At 71.7% G+C, this 17225-nt stretch carries 17 protein-coding genes, 1 tRNA gene and 1 pseudogene; 5 read left to right on the top strand and 14 right to left on the bottom strand.

What is annotated here, in order from left to right:
- The first annotated feature begins 376 nt into the window (after positions 1 to 376).
- Positions 377 to 1327 carry a nitronate monooxygenase family protein gene (locus N1F89_RS18030; RefSeq protein WP_290085796.1) on the top strand — a complete coding sequence of 317 codons (951 nt, stop codon included), beginning with the start codon at positions 377 to 379 and terminating at the stop codon, positions 1325 to 1327.
- 103 nt (positions 1328 to 1430) lie between these two features.
- Positions 1431 to 2429 carry an N-acetyltransferase DgcN gene (gene dgcN, locus N1F89_RS18025; RefSeq protein ID WP_290085795.1) on the top strand — a complete coding sequence of 333 codons (999 nt, stop codon included), beginning with the start codon at positions 1431 to 1433 and terminating at the stop codon, positions 2427 to 2429.
- Positions 2430 to 2470: 41 nt separating this feature from the next.
- Here dgcN and N1F89_RS18020 read toward each other — a convergent pair whose 3' ends face one another.
- From N1F89_RS18020 to N1F89_RS18005, 4 genes are all read right to left on the bottom strand, one after another.
- A complete protein-coding gene (locus N1F89_RS18020; protein ID WP_290085794.1) occupies positions 2471 to 2977 on the bottom strand; it encodes a YetF domain-containing protein in 507 nt (168 codons plus the stop codon).
- Between the two features lie 96 nt (positions 2978 to 3073).
- Positions 3074 to 4432, bottom strand: a complete 1359-nt coding sequence (locus tag N1F89_RS18015) for an ATP-binding protein (RefSeq protein ID WP_290085793.1) — start codon at positions 4430 to 4432, stop codon at positions 3074 to 3076.
- Entirely contained in the window at positions 4429 to 5094 is a 666-nt protein-coding gene (locus N1F89_RS18010) for a response regulator transcription factor (RefSeq protein ID WP_290085792.1), read from the bottom strand. Before N1F89_RS18010 ends, N1F89_RS18015 begins: the two co-directional genes overlap by 4 nt.
- Positions 5094 to 5441 (bottom strand): PepSY domain-containing protein, encoded by a 348-nt coding sequence (locus N1F89_RS18005; RefSeq protein ID WP_290085791.1) that lies wholly within the window; start codon positions 5439 to 5441, stop codon positions 5094 to 5096. Before N1F89_RS18005 ends, N1F89_RS18010 begins: the two co-directional genes overlap by 1 nt.
- Before the next feature lie 123 nt (positions 5442 to 5564).
- Between N1F89_RS18005 and N1F89_RS18000 the strand changes: the two genes are divergently transcribed.
- Entirely contained in the window at positions 5565 to 5849 is a 285-nt protein-coding gene (locus N1F89_RS18000) for a PepSY domain-containing protein (RefSeq protein ID WP_290085790.1), read from the top strand.
- The gene (locus N1F89_RS17995) at positions 5846 to 6412 is read left to right on the top strand and encodes a cytochrome b/b6 domain-containing protein (RefSeq protein WP_290085789.1); all 567 of its coding nucleotides are present in this window, start codon (positions 5846 to 5848) and stop codon (positions 6410 to 6412) included. Before N1F89_RS18000 ends, N1F89_RS17995 begins: the two co-directional genes overlap by 4 nt.
- A 171-nt stretch (positions 6413 to 6583) precedes the next feature.
- Here the strand turns inward: N1F89_RS17995 and ampH are convergent, their stop codons facing one another.
- From ampH to N1F89_RS17975, 4 genes are all read right to left on the bottom strand, one after another.
- Positions 6584 to 7771: a D-alanyl-D-alanine-carboxypeptidase/endopeptidase AmpH gene (gene ampH, locus N1F89_RS17990; RefSeq protein ID WP_290085788.1), complete on the bottom strand. Its 1188-nt coding sequence runs from the start codon at positions 7769 to 7771 to the stop codon at positions 6584 to 6586.
- Positions 7772 to 8050: 279 nt separating this feature from the next.
- The gene (locus N1F89_RS17985; protein ID WP_290085787.1) at positions 8051 to 8851 is read right to left on the bottom strand and encodes a xanthine dehydrogenase family protein subunit M; all 801 of its coding nucleotides are present in this window, start codon (positions 8849 to 8851) and stop codon (positions 8051 to 8053) included.
- A 116-nt stretch (positions 8852 to 8967) separates the two neighbouring features.
- Positions 8968 to 11316, bottom strand: a complete 2349-nt coding sequence (locus N1F89_RS17980; RefSeq protein ID WP_290085786.1) for a xanthine dehydrogenase family protein molybdopterin-binding subunit — start codon at positions 11314 to 11316, stop codon at positions 8968 to 8970.
- Between the two features lie 106 nt (positions 11317 to 11422).
- Positions 11423 to 11911, bottom strand: coding sequence for a (2Fe-2S)-binding protein (locus N1F89_RS17975; protein WP_290085785.1), 489 nt, complete (start codon positions 11909 to 11911; stop codon positions 11423 to 11425).
- Between the two features lie 307 nt (positions 11912 to 12218).
- Between N1F89_RS17975 and N1F89_RS17970 the strand changes: the two genes are divergently transcribed.
- Positions 12219 to 12294 (top strand) — tRNA-Thr (locus N1F89_RS17970).
- A gap of 82 nt (positions 12295 to 12376) precedes the next feature.
- Here N1F89_RS17970 and N1F89_RS17965 read toward each other — a convergent pair.
- The 6 genes and pseudogenes from N1F89_RS17965 to N1F89_RS17940 form a co-directional block, all read right to left on the bottom strand.
- A pseudogene (locus N1F89_RS17965) lies at positions 12377 to 12667 on the bottom strand (RES family NAD+ phosphorylase); the annotation flags it as partial.
- Positions 12668 to 12697: 30 nt separating this feature from the next.
- Positions 12698 to 13531, bottom strand: a complete 834-nt coding sequence (locus N1F89_RS17960; RefSeq protein ID WP_290085783.1) for a dipeptide ABC transporter ATP-binding protein — start codon at positions 13529 to 13531, stop codon at positions 12698 to 12700.
- Positions 13528 to 14382 (bottom strand): ABC transporter ATP-binding protein, encoded by an 855-nt coding sequence (locus tag N1F89_RS17955; RefSeq protein ID WP_290085782.1) that lies wholly within the window; start codon positions 14380 to 14382, stop codon positions 13528 to 13530. The genes N1F89_RS17960 and N1F89_RS17955 overlap by 4 nt, the downstream gene beginning before the upstream one ends.
- 99 nt (positions 14383 to 14481) lie before the next feature.
- Positions 14482 to 15051: a hypothetical protein gene (locus N1F89_RS17950; RefSeq protein ID WP_290085781.1), complete on the bottom strand. Its 570-nt coding sequence runs from the start codon at positions 15049 to 15051 to the stop codon at positions 14482 to 14484.
- A gap of 4 nt (positions 15052 to 15055) precedes the next feature.
- Positions 15056 to 15910 (bottom strand): ABC transporter permease subunit, encoded by an 855-nt coding sequence (locus tag N1F89_RS17945; RefSeq protein WP_290085797.1) that lies wholly within the window; start codon positions 15908 to 15910, stop codon positions 15056 to 15058.
- A gap of 85 nt (positions 15911 to 15995) precedes the next feature.
- Entirely contained in the window at positions 15996 to 17000 is a 1005-nt protein-coding gene (locus N1F89_RS17940; protein WP_290085780.1) for an ABC transporter permease subunit, read from the bottom strand.
- Positions 17001 to 17225: the final 225 nt, after the last annotated feature.

Raw genomic sequence — 17225 nt, 5'->3', positions numbered from 1 at the left:
ACGACGTCGGCGAGGCGCCGGCGGCGCGCCGCCCGGGCGGGCTCGTCGAGCGCCTGCTGGGCGGCGAGCGAGCGCTCCAGCGCGGCAAAGGCCGAGCGGTAGACCCGCTCGCGGAACGCGCGGTCTTCCGCGTCGCCCCGTTCCAGGGCGTTCCTGATGGCTTTCTCGACGGCGTCCAAGCGCCCTTCCCCCGTGGCTTCGGCCCCATCGTTAGCCGCCCGGCCGGCGGCAATCAACGCCCAGCGGCGTTGCGGCGGGCGCGGCCGGTGCGTGGCCCCAAGGGTTCGCCGGCCAGGCCGGTTCACCTGCCGCCGGAAACCGTCTACAAGCTGCGGCGGTTGATCATGGCCGCATGCGCGGCAGCAGCGAGGCGACGATGGCGCTCCCTGAAATCCTCAAGAAGAACCTGCGGCTGCCGGTGGTCGCCGCGCCGATGTTCATCATCTCGCATCCGCCCTTGGTGCTGGCGCAGTGCAAGGCGGGCATCGTCGGTTCGTTTCCCGCCCTCAACGCGCGGCCGGCCGAGCAGCTCGACGACTGGCTAGCCGAGATCGGCGAGACGCTCGCCGCCGATGCCGGCGCCGCCCCTTTCGCCGTCAACCAGATCGTGCATCGCTCCAACACGCGGCTCGACCACGACCTGGAGGCCTGCGTGAAGCACAAGGTGCCGATCGTCATCACCTCGCTGGGCGCGGTCGAGGAGGTCAACCAGGCGGTGCACGGCTATGGCGGCATCGTGCTGCACGACGTCATCCACGACCGGCACGCGCGCAAGGCGATCGAGAAGGGCGCGGACGGGCTGATCGCCGTCGCCGCCGGCGCCGGCGGCCACGCCGGCACGCTGTCGCCCTTCGCGCTGGTGCAGGAGATCCGCCAGTGGTTCGACGGGCCGCTGCTGCTGTCGGGCGCCATTGCGCATGGCGGCGCGGTGCTCGCCGCGCAGGCGATGGGCGCCGACATGGCCTATATCGGCTCGCCCTTCATCGCCACGCGCGAGGCGCGCGCCGTCGACGCCTACAAGCAGATGATCGTGGAGTCGCGCGCCGCCGACATCGTCTATTCCAACCTGTTCACCGGCGTGCACGGCAACTACCTCAAGGGCTCGATCCGCGCCGCCGGCATGGACCCCGACGCGCTGCCCGATTCCGACCCCACGAAGATGAACTTCGGCGCCGACAAGACCAAGGCGTGGAAGGACATATGGGGCTGCGGCCAGGGCATCGGCGCGGTCGACGCGGTGGTCGGCGCCGGCGCGCTGGTCGACCGGCTGGCGCGCGAATACGAGGCCGCGCGCGCCCGCCTCGCCCTGCCGGCCGTCGCGGCATGAGCCCGCGCCGCATAGCGGGCCGCCCCGCCCGCGATTGACGTTCACCCCCTCCCCACAAACCATTGCGGCGCCGCGAACCGCGCCCAACAGAGGAGTCCGACCTGTGCTCAACACCCCCTATCTGCTGTTCCTGGGCGACGCCCCCGACCAGCTCGCCGCCAAGGTGGCGCAGGGCATCAAGGACTGGCGTCCCGAATACGCGACCGGCCAGCTCCGCCTGCCCGGCTGCAAGGCCGACCTGAAGCTGCCCGAGCTCAGCGTCGCCGAGGCGGTCGACAAGGGCGCCAAGACGCTGGTCGTCGGCGCGGCCAACCGCGGCGGCGTGATCTCGCCGGCCTGGGTCGCGACGCTGAAGCAGGCGGTCGAGGCGGGCATGGACGTCGCGTCGGGCCTGCACAACCGGCTGACCGACCTGCCGGAGCTGGTCGCGGCGGCCGAGGCGGCCGGCCGGCGGCTGGTCGACGTGCGCGTGCCGCAGGACAGCTACCCGATCGCCGACGGCAAGCGGCGCACCGGCAAGCGCTGCCTGGCGGTCGGCACCGACTGCTCGGTCGGCAAGATGTACACCGCGCTCGCCATGGAGCGCGCCATGCAGGAGCGCGGCATGAAGGCGAGCTTCCGCGCCACCGGCCAGACCGGCATCCTGATCACCGGCTCGGGCGTGCCGCTCGACGCGGTGGTCGCCGACTTCATGGCCGGCGCGGTGGAGTGGCTGACGCCCGACAACGACGCCGACCACTGGGACCTGATCGAGGGCCAGGGCAGCCTGTTCCACCCCTCCTTCTCCGGCGTCACGATGGCGCTGATCCACGGCGGCCAGCCCGACGCGCTGGTGCTGTGCCACGAGCCGACGCGCAGCCACATGCGCGGCCTGCCGCATTACGGGCTGCCGACGCTCGAGGCGCTGCGCGACCTGGCGCTGGAGACCGCGCGCATCGTCAATCCCGACGTCGTGGTGACCGGCGTCTCGGTCAACACCGCCGCGCTCGCCGACGACGAGGCGAACGCGGTTCTGGAGGAGATCGAGAAGCGGCTCGGCCTGCCGACGGTCGACCCGTTCCGGCACGGCGCCGGCCGGCTCGTCGAGCCGCTCGCCGGCTGACGGCCCGCGGCGAACCGGTTTCCGCTTCGCCTGGAAACGCCTTAAAGATCGGCGGGCGGGGCTGCGCTGCGGCGCCCGCCCGCCTCGCGCGTCACGACGCTCAGCGAGCCATCGGTCTCCAGCACCACCATCGCCGCCTCGGACACCGCCGCGACGCCGCTCTGGCGCAGCGCCGCCTCGACCTCGGCGCGGGTGACGCGCTGGCGGGCGAGCGCGCGGTCGAGATAGCGGCCGTCGCGCACCAGCAGCGTCGGCTCGCTCTTGACCAGCCGCTGCACGCGCGACGAGCGCACCGACAGCCAGGTGATGGCGTATTGCAGGAAAACGAGCAGCGCCAGCGCCAGCACGCCCTCGGCGAGCGGCACCGAGCTGTTGAGGATCACGGTGGCGAGCGCCGAGCCGAGCGAGATGGTGATGACGAGATCGAAGGCGTTCATCTTGGAGAGCGTGCGCTTGCCCGACACGCGCAGCACGACGACCAGCGCGGCATAGGCCGCGACGCCCATCACCAGGATCCGCAGCAGTCCGAACCAGTCGTCGAAGAGCATGCGCGCCTCGCCCTCGCGTTGCCGTGGCGCGGCCGGCCGCCGCGGGCGGTGCGGCCGCAGCCATGCCAACTCGCCGCCGGCGGCAAGGTTCCCCGCTCAGGCCCCGGCGGCCGGCAGCGCGAAGCGTGCGGCCAGGCCGCCGAGCGCTGAGCGGTCGAGCGTCAGCGCGCCGCCGTAGTGGGCCAGAACGTCGCCGACGATCGCCAGGCCGAGCCCGGCGCCGGAGCCGCTGCGGTCGAGCCGGCCGCCGCGCGCCAGCACCGCGCGGCGGTCGCCCTCGGCGATGCCGGGGCCGTCGTCCTCGACCGCGAAGACGATCCGGGCGCCGTCGCGGCGCGCGGCAAGCCGCACCCGGCCGGCGGCATGGCGCACCGCGTTCTCCATCAGGTTGCCGAGCACCTCGCCGAGATCGTCGCGCTCGATGCGCACGGCGAGCTGCGGCGCGACGTCGAGCATGATCGCCACGCGCTCGCCGGCCGGCGTGCGGCGCAGCGTGGCGGCGAGTCCCTCGGCAAGCGGTGCGACCGGCGTGGCCGGCGCGCCGCGCGGATCGCTCAGCCGGGCGCGGGCGAGCTCGCGCTCGATATGGCCGCGCATGCGCGAGGCGGTCTGCTCGATGTCGTCGGCGACCGCCGTCTCGCCGCGCGCGCGCAGCCGGCGCGCGTCGGCCAGCAGCGCGGTCAGCGGCGTGCGGAAGCCGTGCGCCAGGTCGGCGGCGCGGGCGCGGGCGCGCGCCATGGCGTCCTCCTGCGCGGCGAGCAGGGCGTTGACCTCGTCGACCAGCGGCGCGATCTCGCGCGGGCCGGCGACGTCGAGCCGGGCGGCGGCGCCGGCGCGCACGCGGGCCAGGCCGCGGCGCACGGCGGCGAGCGGCCGCAGGCCGACCTCGACCTGGGCGCCGAAGGCGACGAGCAGCGCGGCGCCGAGCAGGAGCAGCGCCAGCGCCACGTCGGAGGCGAAGGCGGCGCGCAAGGCGGCGATGTCGGCGCGGTCGACGGCGACGGCCAGCCGCAGCACGCGCTCGCCGTCCGGCGCCGCGAAGACCAGGCGGCGCTCGTGCACCCGCAGCCGGCTTTCGGCGGGCCCGGCGACGTCGTGCACGTGCACGCGGCCGACCGGCGGACGGTCGTCGGGCAGCGCCAGCCGCGTGTCCCAGAGCGAGCGCGAGCGCAGCGTCGCGCCGCGCGCCGCGTCGTGCACCTGCCAGTAGAGCCCGCCATAGACGCGCTCGAAGCGCGGGTCGGCGAGCGCCCCCTGCAGCACGGCCGCGCCGTCCGGGCCGAAGGCGATGCCGGCGGCGAGCTGGTCGAGATGGGTGTCGAGCTCGGCGCCGACGCGGCGCTCGAGATGGCGCTCGAACAGGTAGACGAGCCCGGCCCCGGCCACGGCGAGCGCGACGACGACGGCAGCCGCCGCGGCGAGCAGGAGCCGCAGACGCAGCGAGCCGCCGGTCACGACGCGTCCGCGGCGACCAGATAGCCGAAGCCGCGCCGGGTCTCGATGATGTCGGCGCCGAGCTTGCGGCGGACGCGGCCGACCAGCACCTCGACGGCGTTCGATTCGCGCTCGTCATGGGCGCCCTGCAGGTGCTCGGCGAGCTCCTGCTGCGGCACGACGCGGCCGGCATGCAGCATCAGATAGGCGAGCAGCCGGTATTCCTGCGGCGACAGCGCGCGCGGCACGCCGTCGACCGTCACCCGCATCTGGCGCGGATCGATGCGCACCGGACCGGCGGCGAGCGCCGGCGCGGCATGGCCGGCCGAGCGGCGGATGACGGCGCGCAGCCGCGCCAGAAGCTCGTCCATGTGAAACGGCTTGGGCAGGTAGTCGTCGGCGCCGGCGTCGATGCCCTCGACGCGCTCGCTCCAAGTGCCGCGCGCCGACAGCACCAGCACCGGCAGGCGCCGCCCCTCGGCCCGCCAGCGCTTGAGCACGGCGAGCCCGTCCATGCCCGGCAGGCCGAGGTCGAGCACCACGGCGGCATAGTCCTCCGTGTCGCCGCGGAACCAGGCCTCCTCGCCGTCGGTCTCGCGGTCGACGACGTAGCCGGCCGCCTCCAGCGTGGCGGCGATGTCGGCGGCGATCTTGACGTCGTCCTCGACGACCAGGATGCGCATCAGTCGTCATCGTCCTCGTGGTCGTCGTCATCGTCGTCGTCCGCGACGACGGTCGCCGTGCGTGCATCGACATAGAGCTCGCGCACATGGCCGTCGGGCGCCACCACCGTGAACTCGTAGAGCGGCCGGCCGTCCTCCATCTCGAACTCGACCTCGAGCACCTCGCCGGCGAGCGCGGGACCGAGCGCGGCCAGGATGTCGGGCAGCGACATGATGGCGCCGGTCTCGCGCGCCGACAGCGCCTCCTCGTGATCGTGCGCGCCGCGCCCGCCCTCGGCGCGCAGCGGGCCGCCGGTGGCGGCCAGCGCGAGAAGGGCGGCAAGGAAGAGGCGGAGCGTGCGGCGCATCGCGGCAGCATCGCCGAAAGCAAATGACAGAACGCTGAACGCGGGCCTCAGGGCTCCGTCACGCGCCTGCCCGTAGGGTGTCGCCATCGCCATAGGGGCGAGGTTCAACACGGAGACGACGACATGCGCAAGATCATTGCCGCCACCGCCATCGCAACGCTCGGCCTGACGGCCGCCCCGGCGCTCGCCAGCGACGACGACTATCGCTGCGACACCCCGGCCGACGCCACCTGGATGCCGATCGAGGAGGTCGCCGCCAAGACCCAGGCGATGGGCTACACGCTGCGCGAGGTGGAGCGCGACGACGGCTGCTACGAGATCGAGGCGACCGATGCCAACGGCATGAAGGTCGAGTTCAAGATGCACCCGGTCAGCGGCGAGGTGGTGCGCCGCGGAGACCGGTCGTGACAGCCCTCGACACCGACCGCACGCCCTCCGGCCGGGATTCCCGGCCGGAGACGGTGCGCGTCTGGGACCCGCTGGTGCGCGTCTTCCACTGGTCGCTGGTCGCCGCCTTCGCCACCGCCTGGCTGACCGGCGAGCAGAACGAACGCGTGCACGAGCTGGCCGGCTACGCGGTCGCCGGGCTGGTCGCCGTGCGCGTCCTGTGGGGCTTCGTCGGCACGCGGCATGCCCGTTTCGCCGATTTCGTCTACGGCCCCGGCACCATCCTGCGCTATGTCGCCGATCTGCTGCGCGGCCGCGCGCAGCGCTATCTCGGCCACAATCCGGCCGGCGGCGTGATGATCGTGGCGCTGCTCGCCACCCTGGCGGTGATCGCCGGCACCGGTCTGGCGATGACCTTCGGCCCGGGCGAGACGGAAGCGCTGGAGGAACTGCACGAAGGCGCGGCCAACGCGGCGCTGGCGCTGGTCGCGCTGCACCTGATCGGCGTCGCGGCGGCAAGCCTGCTGCACGGCGAGAACCTGGTCGCGGCGATGCTGACCGGCCGCAAGCGCGCCGCCGGCTGAGCCGGCGCCGGGCGCGGGTCGCATGGCCGGGCGAAGCGGAAGCGCCTCCCGCTTCGCCCGGGCAACGCGCTATAGCGTTTCCAGGCGAAGTGGAAACCGGTTCGCCGTTCGGAAACGCATGAAAACAATGCGTTAGAGCCGATCTGCGATTCCGTGAAACGCAGGACGGCTCTAGCCGCCGGCCAGCTCGACCACGAGCTGGTTGACGAACCCCGCCATCGCGTAGGCGGCCGAAAAGTCGAAACGGTTCATGCTGACGAAGACGCCGACATCATGCTCCGGCGCGAAGGCGAGATAGGACATCTGGCCCTGCAGCGCGCCGGCCTTCTGCAGCATGAAGGGCCGCTCGGCGGTCGCGTTCATCGCCACCCAGCCGAGCCCCATGCCGTCCATGCGGCCGGATTCATCGAGCCCCGAGACCGTGGCGAGCCCGTCGCGGCGGACATAGACCGCGTGGTCGAGAAAGCGCACCTCGCGGTCCATGTCCGCCGTGGCCGCGCCGGCCAGGTGCCAGCGCATCCAGCGCACCATGTCGTTGGCCGTCGAGCGCAGGCCGCCCGACCCGGTGATGACGGCGCCGGACGGCACCTCGGGCAGCGGCGCGCCGTCGAAGCCGTGTCCGCTCATCAGCCGGCCGGCCATCGCCGCGTCGACGGCAAAGCCGGTGTCGGCCATGCCGAGCGGCCCGGCGATGCGCTCGCGAAACAGCGTCTCGTAGGGCTTGCCGCCGGCCGTCGCCAGCGCCGCCGACAGGAGATCGAAGCCGAAATTGGAGTAGAGCATCGCGCTGCCCGGCCGGAAAAGCAGCGGCGTGTCGGCAAGCCAGGCGGCGAAGACGTCGTGCGTGATCGGCGCGAAGGGATCGTCGGCCGGCCCCTGCGCGTGCGGCACCTCGCGCGGCAGGCCGCCGGCATGGGTGGCGAGATCGACCAGCCGGATCGGCTGTCGGCCGGCGGCCGCCTCGCCGAGCGCGCCCGGCAGCAGCGGCGCCACCGGATCGGTGAAGCCGACCTCGCCGGCGGCCACCGCATGCGCCAGCATGGCGCCGGCGAAGGCCTTGGTGATCGAGCCGATGCGCAGCACGGTGTCGCCGTCCGGCGCGACGCCGTTGCCGGCTCGCGTTTCGCCGAAGCCGAACACCGCGCTGTCGCCGTCCCGGACCGCGGCGACCACGACGCCCGGCGCGTCGACCTCGAGGAAGAAGACCGTGCCGGCGAACTCGACCACCTCGTCGAGCAGCGCGTCGGCGCGGGCCGGCGTGACGGCGACGGCGGCGAGCGCCAGGGCGGCCGCAACGACGCGGCGGACGGCGCCGGCGCGACGGCGCGCGACGGACGGGGCGGAAAGGGCTTCGGTCATGGCAGGCTCCGGGATGCGGCGGGCGGTCCGCGCATCGCCCGCCGCCCCGGCAGGGCGCGACGCATCGATGCGACGGAGGGTGGGCGATGGCTTGCCGGGCGGCCGGCGCCGGTGGAAACGAGGCCGTGCGCCGGAAACCGCGCGCATGGGGCGCCGACCCCGGCTCATCCCGGCGGCCGGCGACGGCGGGCATGGCGGGTGTCGTAGCACCGCCACCGGCTCTCCCCCAGGAAGGAGGATAGCGCAGCCGGCGGCGGGCGCGTCAGGCCGGGTGCCGGCTTAGCCGTTGGCGGCGGCGACCGCGCGCTTGGCCATCACCACGATCAGGTTGGCGCGGTAGTCGGCCGAGGCGTGGATGTCGGTCATCAGGTCGTCGGCCGGCACGCTGACGCCCTCGAGCGCCGACGGCTCGAACGACGTCGACAGCGCCTGCTCGATCGCGTCGGCGCGGAACACGCCGTCATCGCCGGCGCCGGTCACCGCCACGCGCACGCCGTCGTCGCGCTTGGCGACGAACACGCCGGTGAGCGCGTAGCGCGAGGCCGGGTTGGGGAACTTGGCGTAGCCGCACTTGGCCGGCGCCTCGAAGGCGACCGCGGTGATCACCTCGTCGGGCGCCAGCGCGGTCTCGAACAGGCCGGTGAAGAAGTCGGCGGCGGCGATCTCGCGCTTGTCGGTGACCACCGTGGCGCCGAGCGCCAGCAGCGCGGCCGGATAGTCGGCCGCTGGATCGTTGTTGGCGATCGAGCCGCCGATCGTGCCCATGTGGCGGACATGCGGGTCGCCGATATGGGCGGCGAGATGGGTCAGCGCCGGGCAGACCTCCGCCAGCCCGGCGTGGCCGGCGACCTCGGCGTGGGTGGTGCCGGCGCCGATGCGCACCGAGCGGCCGGACACCTCGATGCCCTTGAGGGCGTCGATCTGGCGCAGGTCGACCAGGTCGGTCGGCGCGGCGAGCCGCGACTTCATGGTCGGGATCAGCGTCTGGCCGCCGGCCAGAAGCTTGCCGTCCTCGGCGCTGCCGATCAGCTTGACGGCGTCCTCGACGGACGAGGCGCGGTGATAGGTGGTCTCGTACATGGCTCTTTTCCTCTCGCTTGCCGGCGCCGCCCCTCGGCTGGCGGCCGGCGCTCGCGTTCATCTCGCGACGGGCCGGGGCGGCGCGGGCGGCAGGCCCGCGCCGCCGCCCGGCCTCGTCAGTGCGCGGCCTTCAGCGCCCGCCACACCGTCTGCGGCGTCGCCGGCATGGTCAGGTCGTTGTTGCCGATGGCGTCGGTGATGGCGTTGATGACGGCCGGCGGCGAGCCGATGGCGCCGGCCTCGCCGCAGCCCTTGATGCCGAGCGGATTGCCCGGGCACGGCGTGTTCGACGTCGACACCTTGAAGGACGGCAGGTCGCCGGCGCGCGGCATGGTGTAGTCCATGTAGCTCGCCGTGATGAGCTGGCCGGACTCCGCGTCGTAGCGGCAGCCCTCGAGCAGCGCCTGGCCGACGCCCTGGGCGATGCCGCCATGCACCTGGCCCTCCACGATCATCGGATTGATGATGTTGCCGAAGTCGTCGGCCGCCACGAACTGCACGATCTCGGTGTGGCCGGTCTCGGGATCGACCTCGACCTCGCAGACGTAGCAGCCGGCCGGGAAGGTGAAGTTGGTCGGGTCGTAGAAGGCGCCCTCCTTCAGGCCCGGCTCCATGCCCTCGGGCAGGTTGTGCGCGGTGTAGGCGGCGAGCGCCACCTGGAACCAGGGCAGCGCGTTGTCGGTGCCAGCGACCTTCACCTCGCCGTTCTCGATGACGATGTCGCCCTCGTCCGCCTCCAGCAGGTGGGCGGCCACCTTCTTGGCCTTGGCCTCGACCTTGTCGAGCGCCTTGACGATGGCCGACATGCCGACGGCGCCGGAGCGCGAGCCGTAGGTGCCCATGCCCATCTGCACCTTGTCGGTGTCGCCGTGCACGATCGACACCGAATCGATGGGCACGCCGAAGCGCTCGGCGACGAGCTGCGAGAAGGTCGTCTCGTGGCCCTGGCCGTGGCTGTGGCTGCCGGTCAGCACCTCGATGGTGCCGGCCGCGTTGACCCGCACCTCGGCCGATTCCCACAGCCCGACGCCGGCGCCGAGCGAGCCGACCGCCGCCGACGGCGCGATGCCGCAGGCCTCGATGTAGCAGCTCATGCCGATGCCGCGCAGCCGGCCGCGCTTTTCCGCCTCCGCCCGGCGGGCGGCGAAGCCGTCATAGTCGGCCGCCTCCATCGCCGCCTTGAGCGAGGTCTCGTAGTCGCCGGCGTCGTAGTTCATGATGACCGGCGTCTGGTGCGGGAACTCGCGGATGAAGTTCTTGCGCCGCAGCTCGGCCGGCGACAGCCCGAGCTCGCGCGCCGCCGTCTCCACCGTGCGCTCCACGACATAGGTCGCCTCCGGCCGGCCGGCGCCGCGATAGGCGTCGACCGGCGCGGTGTTGGTGTAGACCGCGCGCACGTTGCAGTGGATCGCCGGGATGTCGTACTGGCCCGACAGCAGCGTGGCATAGAGATAGGTCGGCACCGAGGAGGAGAACAGCGACATGTAGGCGCCGAAATTGGCGATCGTGTCGACCTTGAGCGCCGTCATGCGGTTGTCGGCGTCGAAGGCGAGCTGCACCTCGGAATGGTGGTCGCGGCCGTGCGCGTCGGTCATGAAGCTCTCGGTGCGGTCGGCCACCCACTTGACCGGCACGCCCGTCTTCTTCGACGCCCACAGGCAGACGATCTCCTCGGGGTAGATGAAGATCTTGGAGCCGAAGCCGCCGCCGACGTCGGGCGCGATGACGCGCAGCTTGTTCTCCGGCGCGACGTTGTAGAAGGCGCTCATGACGAGCCGCGCGACATGCGGGTTCTGGCTCGTCGTCCAGCAGGTGTAGTGGTCCTCCGCCTTGTCGTAATGGCCGAGCGCGGCGCGCGGCTCCATGGCGTTGGGCACCAGGCGGTTGTTGACCAGCTTCAGCCGGGTGACGTGCGCGGCCTCGGCGATCGCCGCGTCGGTCGCCTTGGCGTCGCCGATCTCCCAGTCGTAGATCAGGTTGCCCTCGGCCTCCGGGTGGAGCTGCGGCGCGCCGTCCTTGAGCGCCTCGACGGCGTCGGTGACGGCCGCCTTCTCCTCGTAGGAGACCTGCACCGCCTCGGCGGCGTCGCGCGCCTGGCCGCGCGTCTCGGCGACGACGATCGCCACCGCGTCGCCGACATAGCGCACCCGGTCGACGGCGAGCGGCGACCAGGCGCCCATCTTCATCGGCGAGCCGTCCTTGGAATGGACCATCCAGCCGCAGATCAGGTTGCCGATGCCGTCGGTCTTCAGCTCCTTGCCGGTCAGGACGCCGATGACGCCGGGCATCTTCTTCGCCTCGGCGACGTCGATGCCGGTGATCTCGGCATGGGCGTGCGGGCTGCGCACGAAGGCGGCATGCTTCATGCCGGGCACGACCATGTCGTCGACATACCGGCCCAGCCCGGTGATGAATCTCGCGTCTTCCTTGCGCGCCACGCGCGCGCCGATGCCTTCAACGCCCATCGGATCCTCCTCCGCTTGTCTCGTTGCGCCGCCCGCGGCGGCCGGCTGCGCCAGCGCGCCGGTGCCGGCCCGCCCGGCGGCCTCGCTCCTCGCCGCCGGCGGCCCGTCAGGCCGCCTGGCGCGCCTTGCCGGCCATCGCCTCGGAGGCCGCCAGGATCGCCTTGACGATGTTGTGGTAGCCGGTGCAGCGGCAGATGTTGCCCTCGAGTTCGTCGCGCACCGTCGCCTCGTCGAGGCCGTCGGGATGGCGCGCGATCATGTCGACGGCGGCCATGATCATGCCCGGCGTGCAGAAGCCGCACTGCAGGCCGTGATGCTCCTTGAAGGCCGCCTGCACCGGGTGCAGCTCGCCGCCCTCGGCCAGCCCCTCGATGGTGACGACCTCGGCGCCGGAGGCCTGCGCGGCCAGCATGGTGCACGACTTCACCGCCTTGCCGTCGACATGCACGACGCAGGCGCCGCACTGCGACGTGTCGCAGCCGACATGGGTGCCGGTCAGGCCGAGCGTGTCGCGCAGGAAATGGACAAGCAGCGTCCGGTCCTCGAGCGAACCGGACACGTTGCGGCCGTTCACGACCATGGAAACGTCAGACATGAAACCTCCTCCTGGAACCCGTCCGCCACGGCCGTGACCGCGCGGCCGAAAGCGAAGCGTGGGCGGAACTTTACCGAACGAGAAGCGAGAGTCCATCGGGGGCGGCGCGGTTTCTCTTGCGGCCGATCGCAGCGCCCGGAACGGCGCGCGGCGGCACGGCCGGAACCCTGCCGCCGCTGGAAGCGCGGCATCGCGGCGGGCCGGGCGGCGGCGATGCATGCGCGGGCCAACTCGCGCTTGAATTCGCCGCCCTTTGCGGCTATCACCCGCGGGTTCGCGTCGGGCGCCAGCCGCACCCGCCGCCGGCGCCGCTTTAGCTCAGTTGGTAGAGCACATCATTCGTAATGATGGGGTCGTCAGTTCGAGTCTGACAAGCGGCACCATTTTTTCCCGATCCCCCGAGGGCGTTTTCGACAGACGTCGATTAGGATGGCGTGCGCGCCGGGCGGGTGCGCCCGATGCCCGCTACGCCCGCACCCGGAAGACGGCGCCGCTCGACAGGTCCTTCACATAGTCCACCCGTTCGCCGTCCCAGTGATAGGACAGGTGGCGGCCCTGCACCGGCGGCTGCACGACGTCGGGCCGGAAGGCGGCGATGCAGGCGCCGTCGCGATAGCGCACGCTCTGGTAGACGACGCCGTTCGCGCCGGCCGCGCGCAACGCCGCCGCGAGCGCCTGGCTTTCGGCGTAGCCGTGCGGATCGCGGCAGCCCTCGAACCCGGGTCCGCGCAGGTCGTGCAGGTCCGCGCGCACGGCGGCGGCGAACTGGCGGCCCGCGCGCCGCCCTCACGCGGCGGCGCGGCGGCGGGCGAGGCGGGCGCGGATGCTTTCCACGTCGGCGCGCGGCGTCGCGGCAAACAGCGTCTTTGTGTAGTCGTGCTGCGGGTCGGAGAACACCTGGTCGCGGCTGCCGTATTCCACCGCCTCGCCGAAATACATCACCATCACCTCGTCGGCGATGTAGCGCACCACCGACAGGTCGTGGCTGATGAAGACGTAGGTCAGCTCGAACTCGTCCTGCAGGTCGGCCAGGAGGTTGAGCACCTGCGCCTGCACCGACAGGTCGAGCGCGGAGACCGGCTCGTCGAGCACCAGCAGCCGCGGGTTGAGCATCAGCGCGCGGGCAATGGCGATGCGCTGGCGCTGGCCGCCGGAGAACATGTGCGGGTAGCGGTTGAAGTGCTCCGGCGCCAGGCCGACCTTGAGCAGCATCTGCATGGCGCGGTCGCGCCGCTCGGCCGCCGGCATGCCGGTGTTGATGAGCAGCGGCTCGCCGAGCACGTCGCCGATCTTCTGGCGCGGATTGAGCGAGCCGTAGGGATTCTGGAAGACGATCTGCACCTTGCGGCGCAGCTCCGCCGTCAGGTCGCCGGCCCTCAGCTCGACCGTCTCGCCGTCGATCAGCAGCTCGCCAGCCGTCGGCGCGTCGATCATGGTGATGATGCGCGCGAGCGTCGACTTGCCGCAGCCCGACTCGCCGACGATGGCCAGCGTGCGGCCCTGCTCGACCTTGAGGTCAATGCCCTTGAGCGCGTGGATGGTGCGGCCGGCGCCGAACAGCCCGCCGCCGACGTGATAGTCGCGCGTGATGCCGCGCGTCTCGACGACCGGCACGCTCATCGGCCCGCCCCCGCGGCCGGGCGGTCGTCGAAGCCGAAGCCGGCGATGGTCGGCAGCCGGTCGCCGGTGGCGTTTTCCGGCAGCGCGGCGAGCAGCGCGCGGGTGTAGTCGCTCTTGGGCGCCTCGAACAGCGACAAGACGTCGGCCTCCTCCATCTTGCGGCCGCGGTACTGGACGATGACGCGGTCGGCCGTCTCGGCCACCACGCCCATGTTGTGGGTGATCATGATCAGCCCCATGCCGTGCTCGGCCTGCAGGCGCATCAGCAGGTCGAGGATCTGCTTCTGGATGGTGACGTCGAGCGCGGTGGTCGGCTCGTCGGCGATCAGCAGCTTCGGGTTGCAGGCGAGCGCGATGGCGATCATCACACGCTGGCACTGGCCGCCCGACATCTGGTGCGGAAAGGCGCCGAGCCGCTGGCGCGGGTCGGGGATGCCGACCGCCTCGAGCAGCTCGACGGCGCGCGTGCGGCGCTGCTTGCCGGTCAGCCCGAGATGGACGCGCAGCGCCTCCTCGATCTGGAAGCCGACGGTGAAGCACGGGTTGAGGCTGGCCACCGGCTCCTGGAAGATCATCGCGATGTCCTTGCCGACGATGCGGCGGCGCTCGCGCGCCGACAGCGCCAAGAGGTCGCGGCCCTCGAAGACCATGCGGTCGGCCGTCACCGTGGCCGTCCACGGCAGCAGCCCCATGACGGCCAGCATGGAGACGGACTTGCCCGAGCCCGACTCGCCGACGATCGCCAGCACCTCGCGCTGCTCGACCGACAGCGAGACGCCGTCGACGGCGCGGAACTGGCCGCCCGCGGTCTCGAACTCGACAACCAGGTTTTCGATCTCAAGCAGGGCCACTATAGTTTTCCCGTTGAATTTCTTGTCATCATAGCACTATCTTCCGGTCATAAGGTGAGCCCATGAGCAACAGCAAGCCACGTCCGGCCCCCAAGCCCATCACCGGCCAGACCGGTCCCCGACCGGGCTACTGACCTCGGCGCCGTCTTCGGCCAGCGCCGCGTCGAGCGCCCGCTTGGCCTCGCGTGCCAGCACGAGGAGATGCTGGCGAAGGTTCAGGTAGTCGCGGTACATCTGCAACTGCATCTCCGGCTGTTTGGCGCGGAACGCCTCGCTTCTCAGATCCTCGACAAAGCGCTCCACCGTGTCGCGCTGCCGCGTGTAGACGATCAGCGGGTCGATCACGGCGGCGGGCAGGATCTGGAGTTCGCCGGCCACCGTCTCGAAGATCACGTGCCGGACCATATGGGGGACGGTCACGCTGTAGCCGGCGACGTCCCGGTAGCGCTGCTCCACCTGCGCGTAGATCCGATCGTGATCGTGCGATTCCAGATCGTGGATCTCGCTGCGGATTTCCGCGCGCAGGCCGATCTGGAAATCCCTGATCTTCTCCCTTCTGCGCCGCCCCTCGAGGCGGATGTTGATGTGGTAGTTCACGAACCATCCGAGCGCACTGATCAGCGAGGAGATCACCGCCGCCACGATTGCCGGCCCGATCCATGCGCTCATTCGGTCACGACCTCTTCAGCTTCGGGTCGAGCGCGTCGCGCAGGCCGTCGCCCATCAGGTTGATGGCCAGCACGGTGACGAGGATCGCCAGCCCCGGGAAGGTGACCACCCACCAGGCGCGCAGGATGAACTCGCGCGCCTCGGCCAGCATGGTGCCCCATTCGGGCGTCGGCGGCTGCGCGCCCATGCCGAGGAAGCCGAGCGCGGCGGCGTCGAGGATCGCCGTCGAGAACGACAGCGTCGCCTGCACGATGAGCGGCGCCAGGCAGTTGGGCAGGATGGTGCGGAACATCAGCCGCAGCCGGCCGGCACCGGCCACCCGCGCCGCGGTGACGTAGTCGCGCGTCTTCTCCGACATGACGGCGGCGCGCGTGAGGCGCACGAAGTGCGGCTGCAGCACCAGCGCGATGGCGATCATCGCGTTGAGCAGGCCGGGCCCCAGCACCGCCACCAGCACCAGCGCCAGCAGCAGCGAGGGAAAGGCCAGGATGATGTCCATCAGCCGCATCACCGCGGTGTCGATCCAGCCGCGGAAGAAGCCGGCGACCAGGCCGATCACCACGCCGAAGGTGACCGACAGCGTGACGACGACCAGACCGATGAACAGCGAGAAGCGGGCGCCGTAGAGCAGCCGCGAGAGCATGTCGCGGCCGACCGCGTCGGTGCCCAGCACGTAGCGCCAGTCGCCGCCCTCCTGCCAGGCCGGCGGCAGCAGGAAGGCGTCGCGGTTCTGCAGGCTGGGGCTGTGCGGCGCGATCAGCGGCGCCAGGACGGCGATCAGCACGATCAGCGCGAACACGACGAGGCCGATGACGGCGCCGCGGTTCTGGCTGAAGTAGAACCAGAACTCGGCGAGCATGGCCCGGCGCGGCGCCGACAGGTCCGGCCCCTTGCCGATCCCCGTGCCCGTTTCGGATTCGTTGGCTTCGACGTGCGTCATGGCGTCAGTGCCTGATCCTCGGGTTCACCAGACCGTAGAGCACGTCCACGATCAGATTGACGAGCATGATGATGGCCGCGATCAGCAGCAGGCCGCCCTGGACGACCGCGTAGTCGCGCTTGAACACGCTGTCGACCATCCACTTGCCGATGCCCGGCCACGAGAAGATCGTCTCGGTGAGGATGGCGCCGGCCATCAGCACGCCGACCTGCAGGCCGATGGTGGTGATGACCGGGATCAGCGCGTTGCGCAGCGCGTGCAGGCCGATCACCCGGCTCGGCGACAGGCCCTTGGCGCGCGCCGTGCGCACATAGTCCTCGCCCATCACCTCGAGCATCGCCGAGCGCGTCTGGCGCGCGATGACGGCGAGCGGGATGGTGGCGAGCACGACCGTCGGCAGCACGAGATGCGACAGCGCCGAGCGGAAGGCGCCGTCCTGGCCCGACAGCAGCGAGTCGATCAGCATGAAGCCGGTGACCGGCTCGAAGAAATACATCAGCGAGATGCGGCCCGACACCGGCGTCCACTGCAGGATGCCGGAAAACAGGATGATGAGCAGCAGGCCCCACCAGAAGATCGGCATCGAGTAGCCGACGAGCGCGGTGCCCATGATCGACTGGTCGAACCACGAGCCGCGCTTGACCGCGGCGATCACGCCGGCCGGGATGCCGACGACGGTGGCCAGCACGATAGCGCAGAACGACAGCTCGAGGGTGGCCGGAAACAGCGCGAAGAACTCCTCCAGCACCGGCCGCTTGGTGACGATCGAGGTGCCGAAGTCGCCGGTCAGGATGTCGCCGAGATAGGTGAAGAACTGCACCAGGATCGGCTGGTCGAAGCCGTAGACGGCCTGCAGCTCCTCGTAGCGCTCCTGCGACATGCCGCGCTCGCCGGCCAGGAGCAGGATCGGGTCGCCGGGCAGCAGGCGGATGAAGGCGAACGAGATGATGGCGACGCCGACGAAGGTCGGCACCAGCAGCGCCAGCCGCGACAGGAAGAAGCGCAGCATCGCCTAAACGCCTCCCGTCCGACCGCCGGCCGGACGCCTGGCGGCTGCAATATGCGTGCGGTTCATGCTTTCCCCTTCGACCGGTCGGCCCGGGTTCGTCTCCCGGGGCTCGCGCCTCGCCGCCGTTCGGCCCGGCCCCGCAAGGGCGGGGGCTCGGGGCTGCGGCAGCCGGCAACCGATTGTCATCCCTGCGTCAGCGCCCCGCCGCCGCGAGGCGGCGGCGGG

It is taken from the genome of Aquibium sp. A9E412 (assembly GCF_030398335.1).
Lineage (GTDB): Bacteria > Pseudomonadota > Alphaproteobacteria > Rhizobiales > Rhizobiaceae > A9E412.
This window is presented reverse-complemented; position numbering and strand designations above follow the sequence as displayed.

Excerpts from the sequence above, each read along its gene's own strand:
- N1F89_RS18030 (WP_290085796.1), top strand. The coding sequence starts at position 377 with ATGGCGCTCCCTGAAATCCTCAAGAAGAACCTGCGGCTGCCGGTGGTC.
- N1F89_RS18020 (WP_290085794.1), bottom strand. The coding sequence starts at position 2,977 with ATGCTCTTCGACGACTGGTTCGGACTGCTGCGGATCCTGGTGATGGGC.
- N1F89_RS18010 (WP_290085792.1), bottom strand. The coding sequence starts at position 5,094 with ATGCGCATCCTGGTCGTCGAGGACGACGTCAAGATCGCCGCCGACATC.
- N1F89_RS18005 (WP_290085791.1), bottom strand. The coding sequence starts at position 5,441 with ATGCGCCGCACGCTCCGCCTCTTCCTTGCCGCCCTTCTCGCGCTGGCC.
- N1F89_RS18000 (WP_290085790.1), top strand. The coding sequence starts at position 5,565 with ATGCGCAAGATCATTGCCGCCACCGCCATCGCAACGCTCGGCCTGACG.
- ampH (WP_290085788.1), bottom strand. The coding sequence starts at position 7,771 with ATGACCGAAGCCCTTTCCGCCCCGTCCGTCGCGCGCCGTCGCGCCGGC.
- N1F89_RS17985 (WP_290085787.1), bottom strand. The coding sequence starts at position 8,851 with ATGTACGAGACCACCTATCACCGCGCCTCGTCCGTCGAGGACGCCGTC.
- N1F89_RS17980 (WP_290085786.1), bottom strand. The coding sequence starts at position 11,316 with ATGGGCGTTGAAGGCATCGGCGCGCGCGTGGCGCGCAAGGAAGACGCG.
- N1F89_RS17975 (WP_290085785.1), bottom strand. The coding sequence starts at position 11,911 with ATGTCTGACGTTTCCATGGTCGTGAACGGCCGCAACGTGTCCGGTTCG.
- N1F89_RS17960 (WP_290085783.1), bottom strand. The coding sequence starts at position 13,531 with ATGAGCGTGCCGGTCGTCGAGACGCGCGGCATCACGCGCGACTATCAC.
- N1F89_RS17950 (WP_290085781.1), bottom strand. The coding sequence starts at position 15,051 with ATGAGCGCATGGATCGGGCCGGCAATCGTGGCGGCGGTGATCTCCTCG.
- N1F89_RS17945 (WP_290085797.1), bottom strand. The coding sequence starts at position 15,910 with ATGCTCGCCGAGTTCTGGTTCTACTTCAGCCAGAACCGCGGCGCCGTC.
- N1F89_RS17940 (WP_290085780.1), bottom strand. The coding sequence starts at position 17,000 with ATGCTGCGCTTCTTCCTGTCGCGGCTGGCGCTGCTGGTGCCGACCTTC.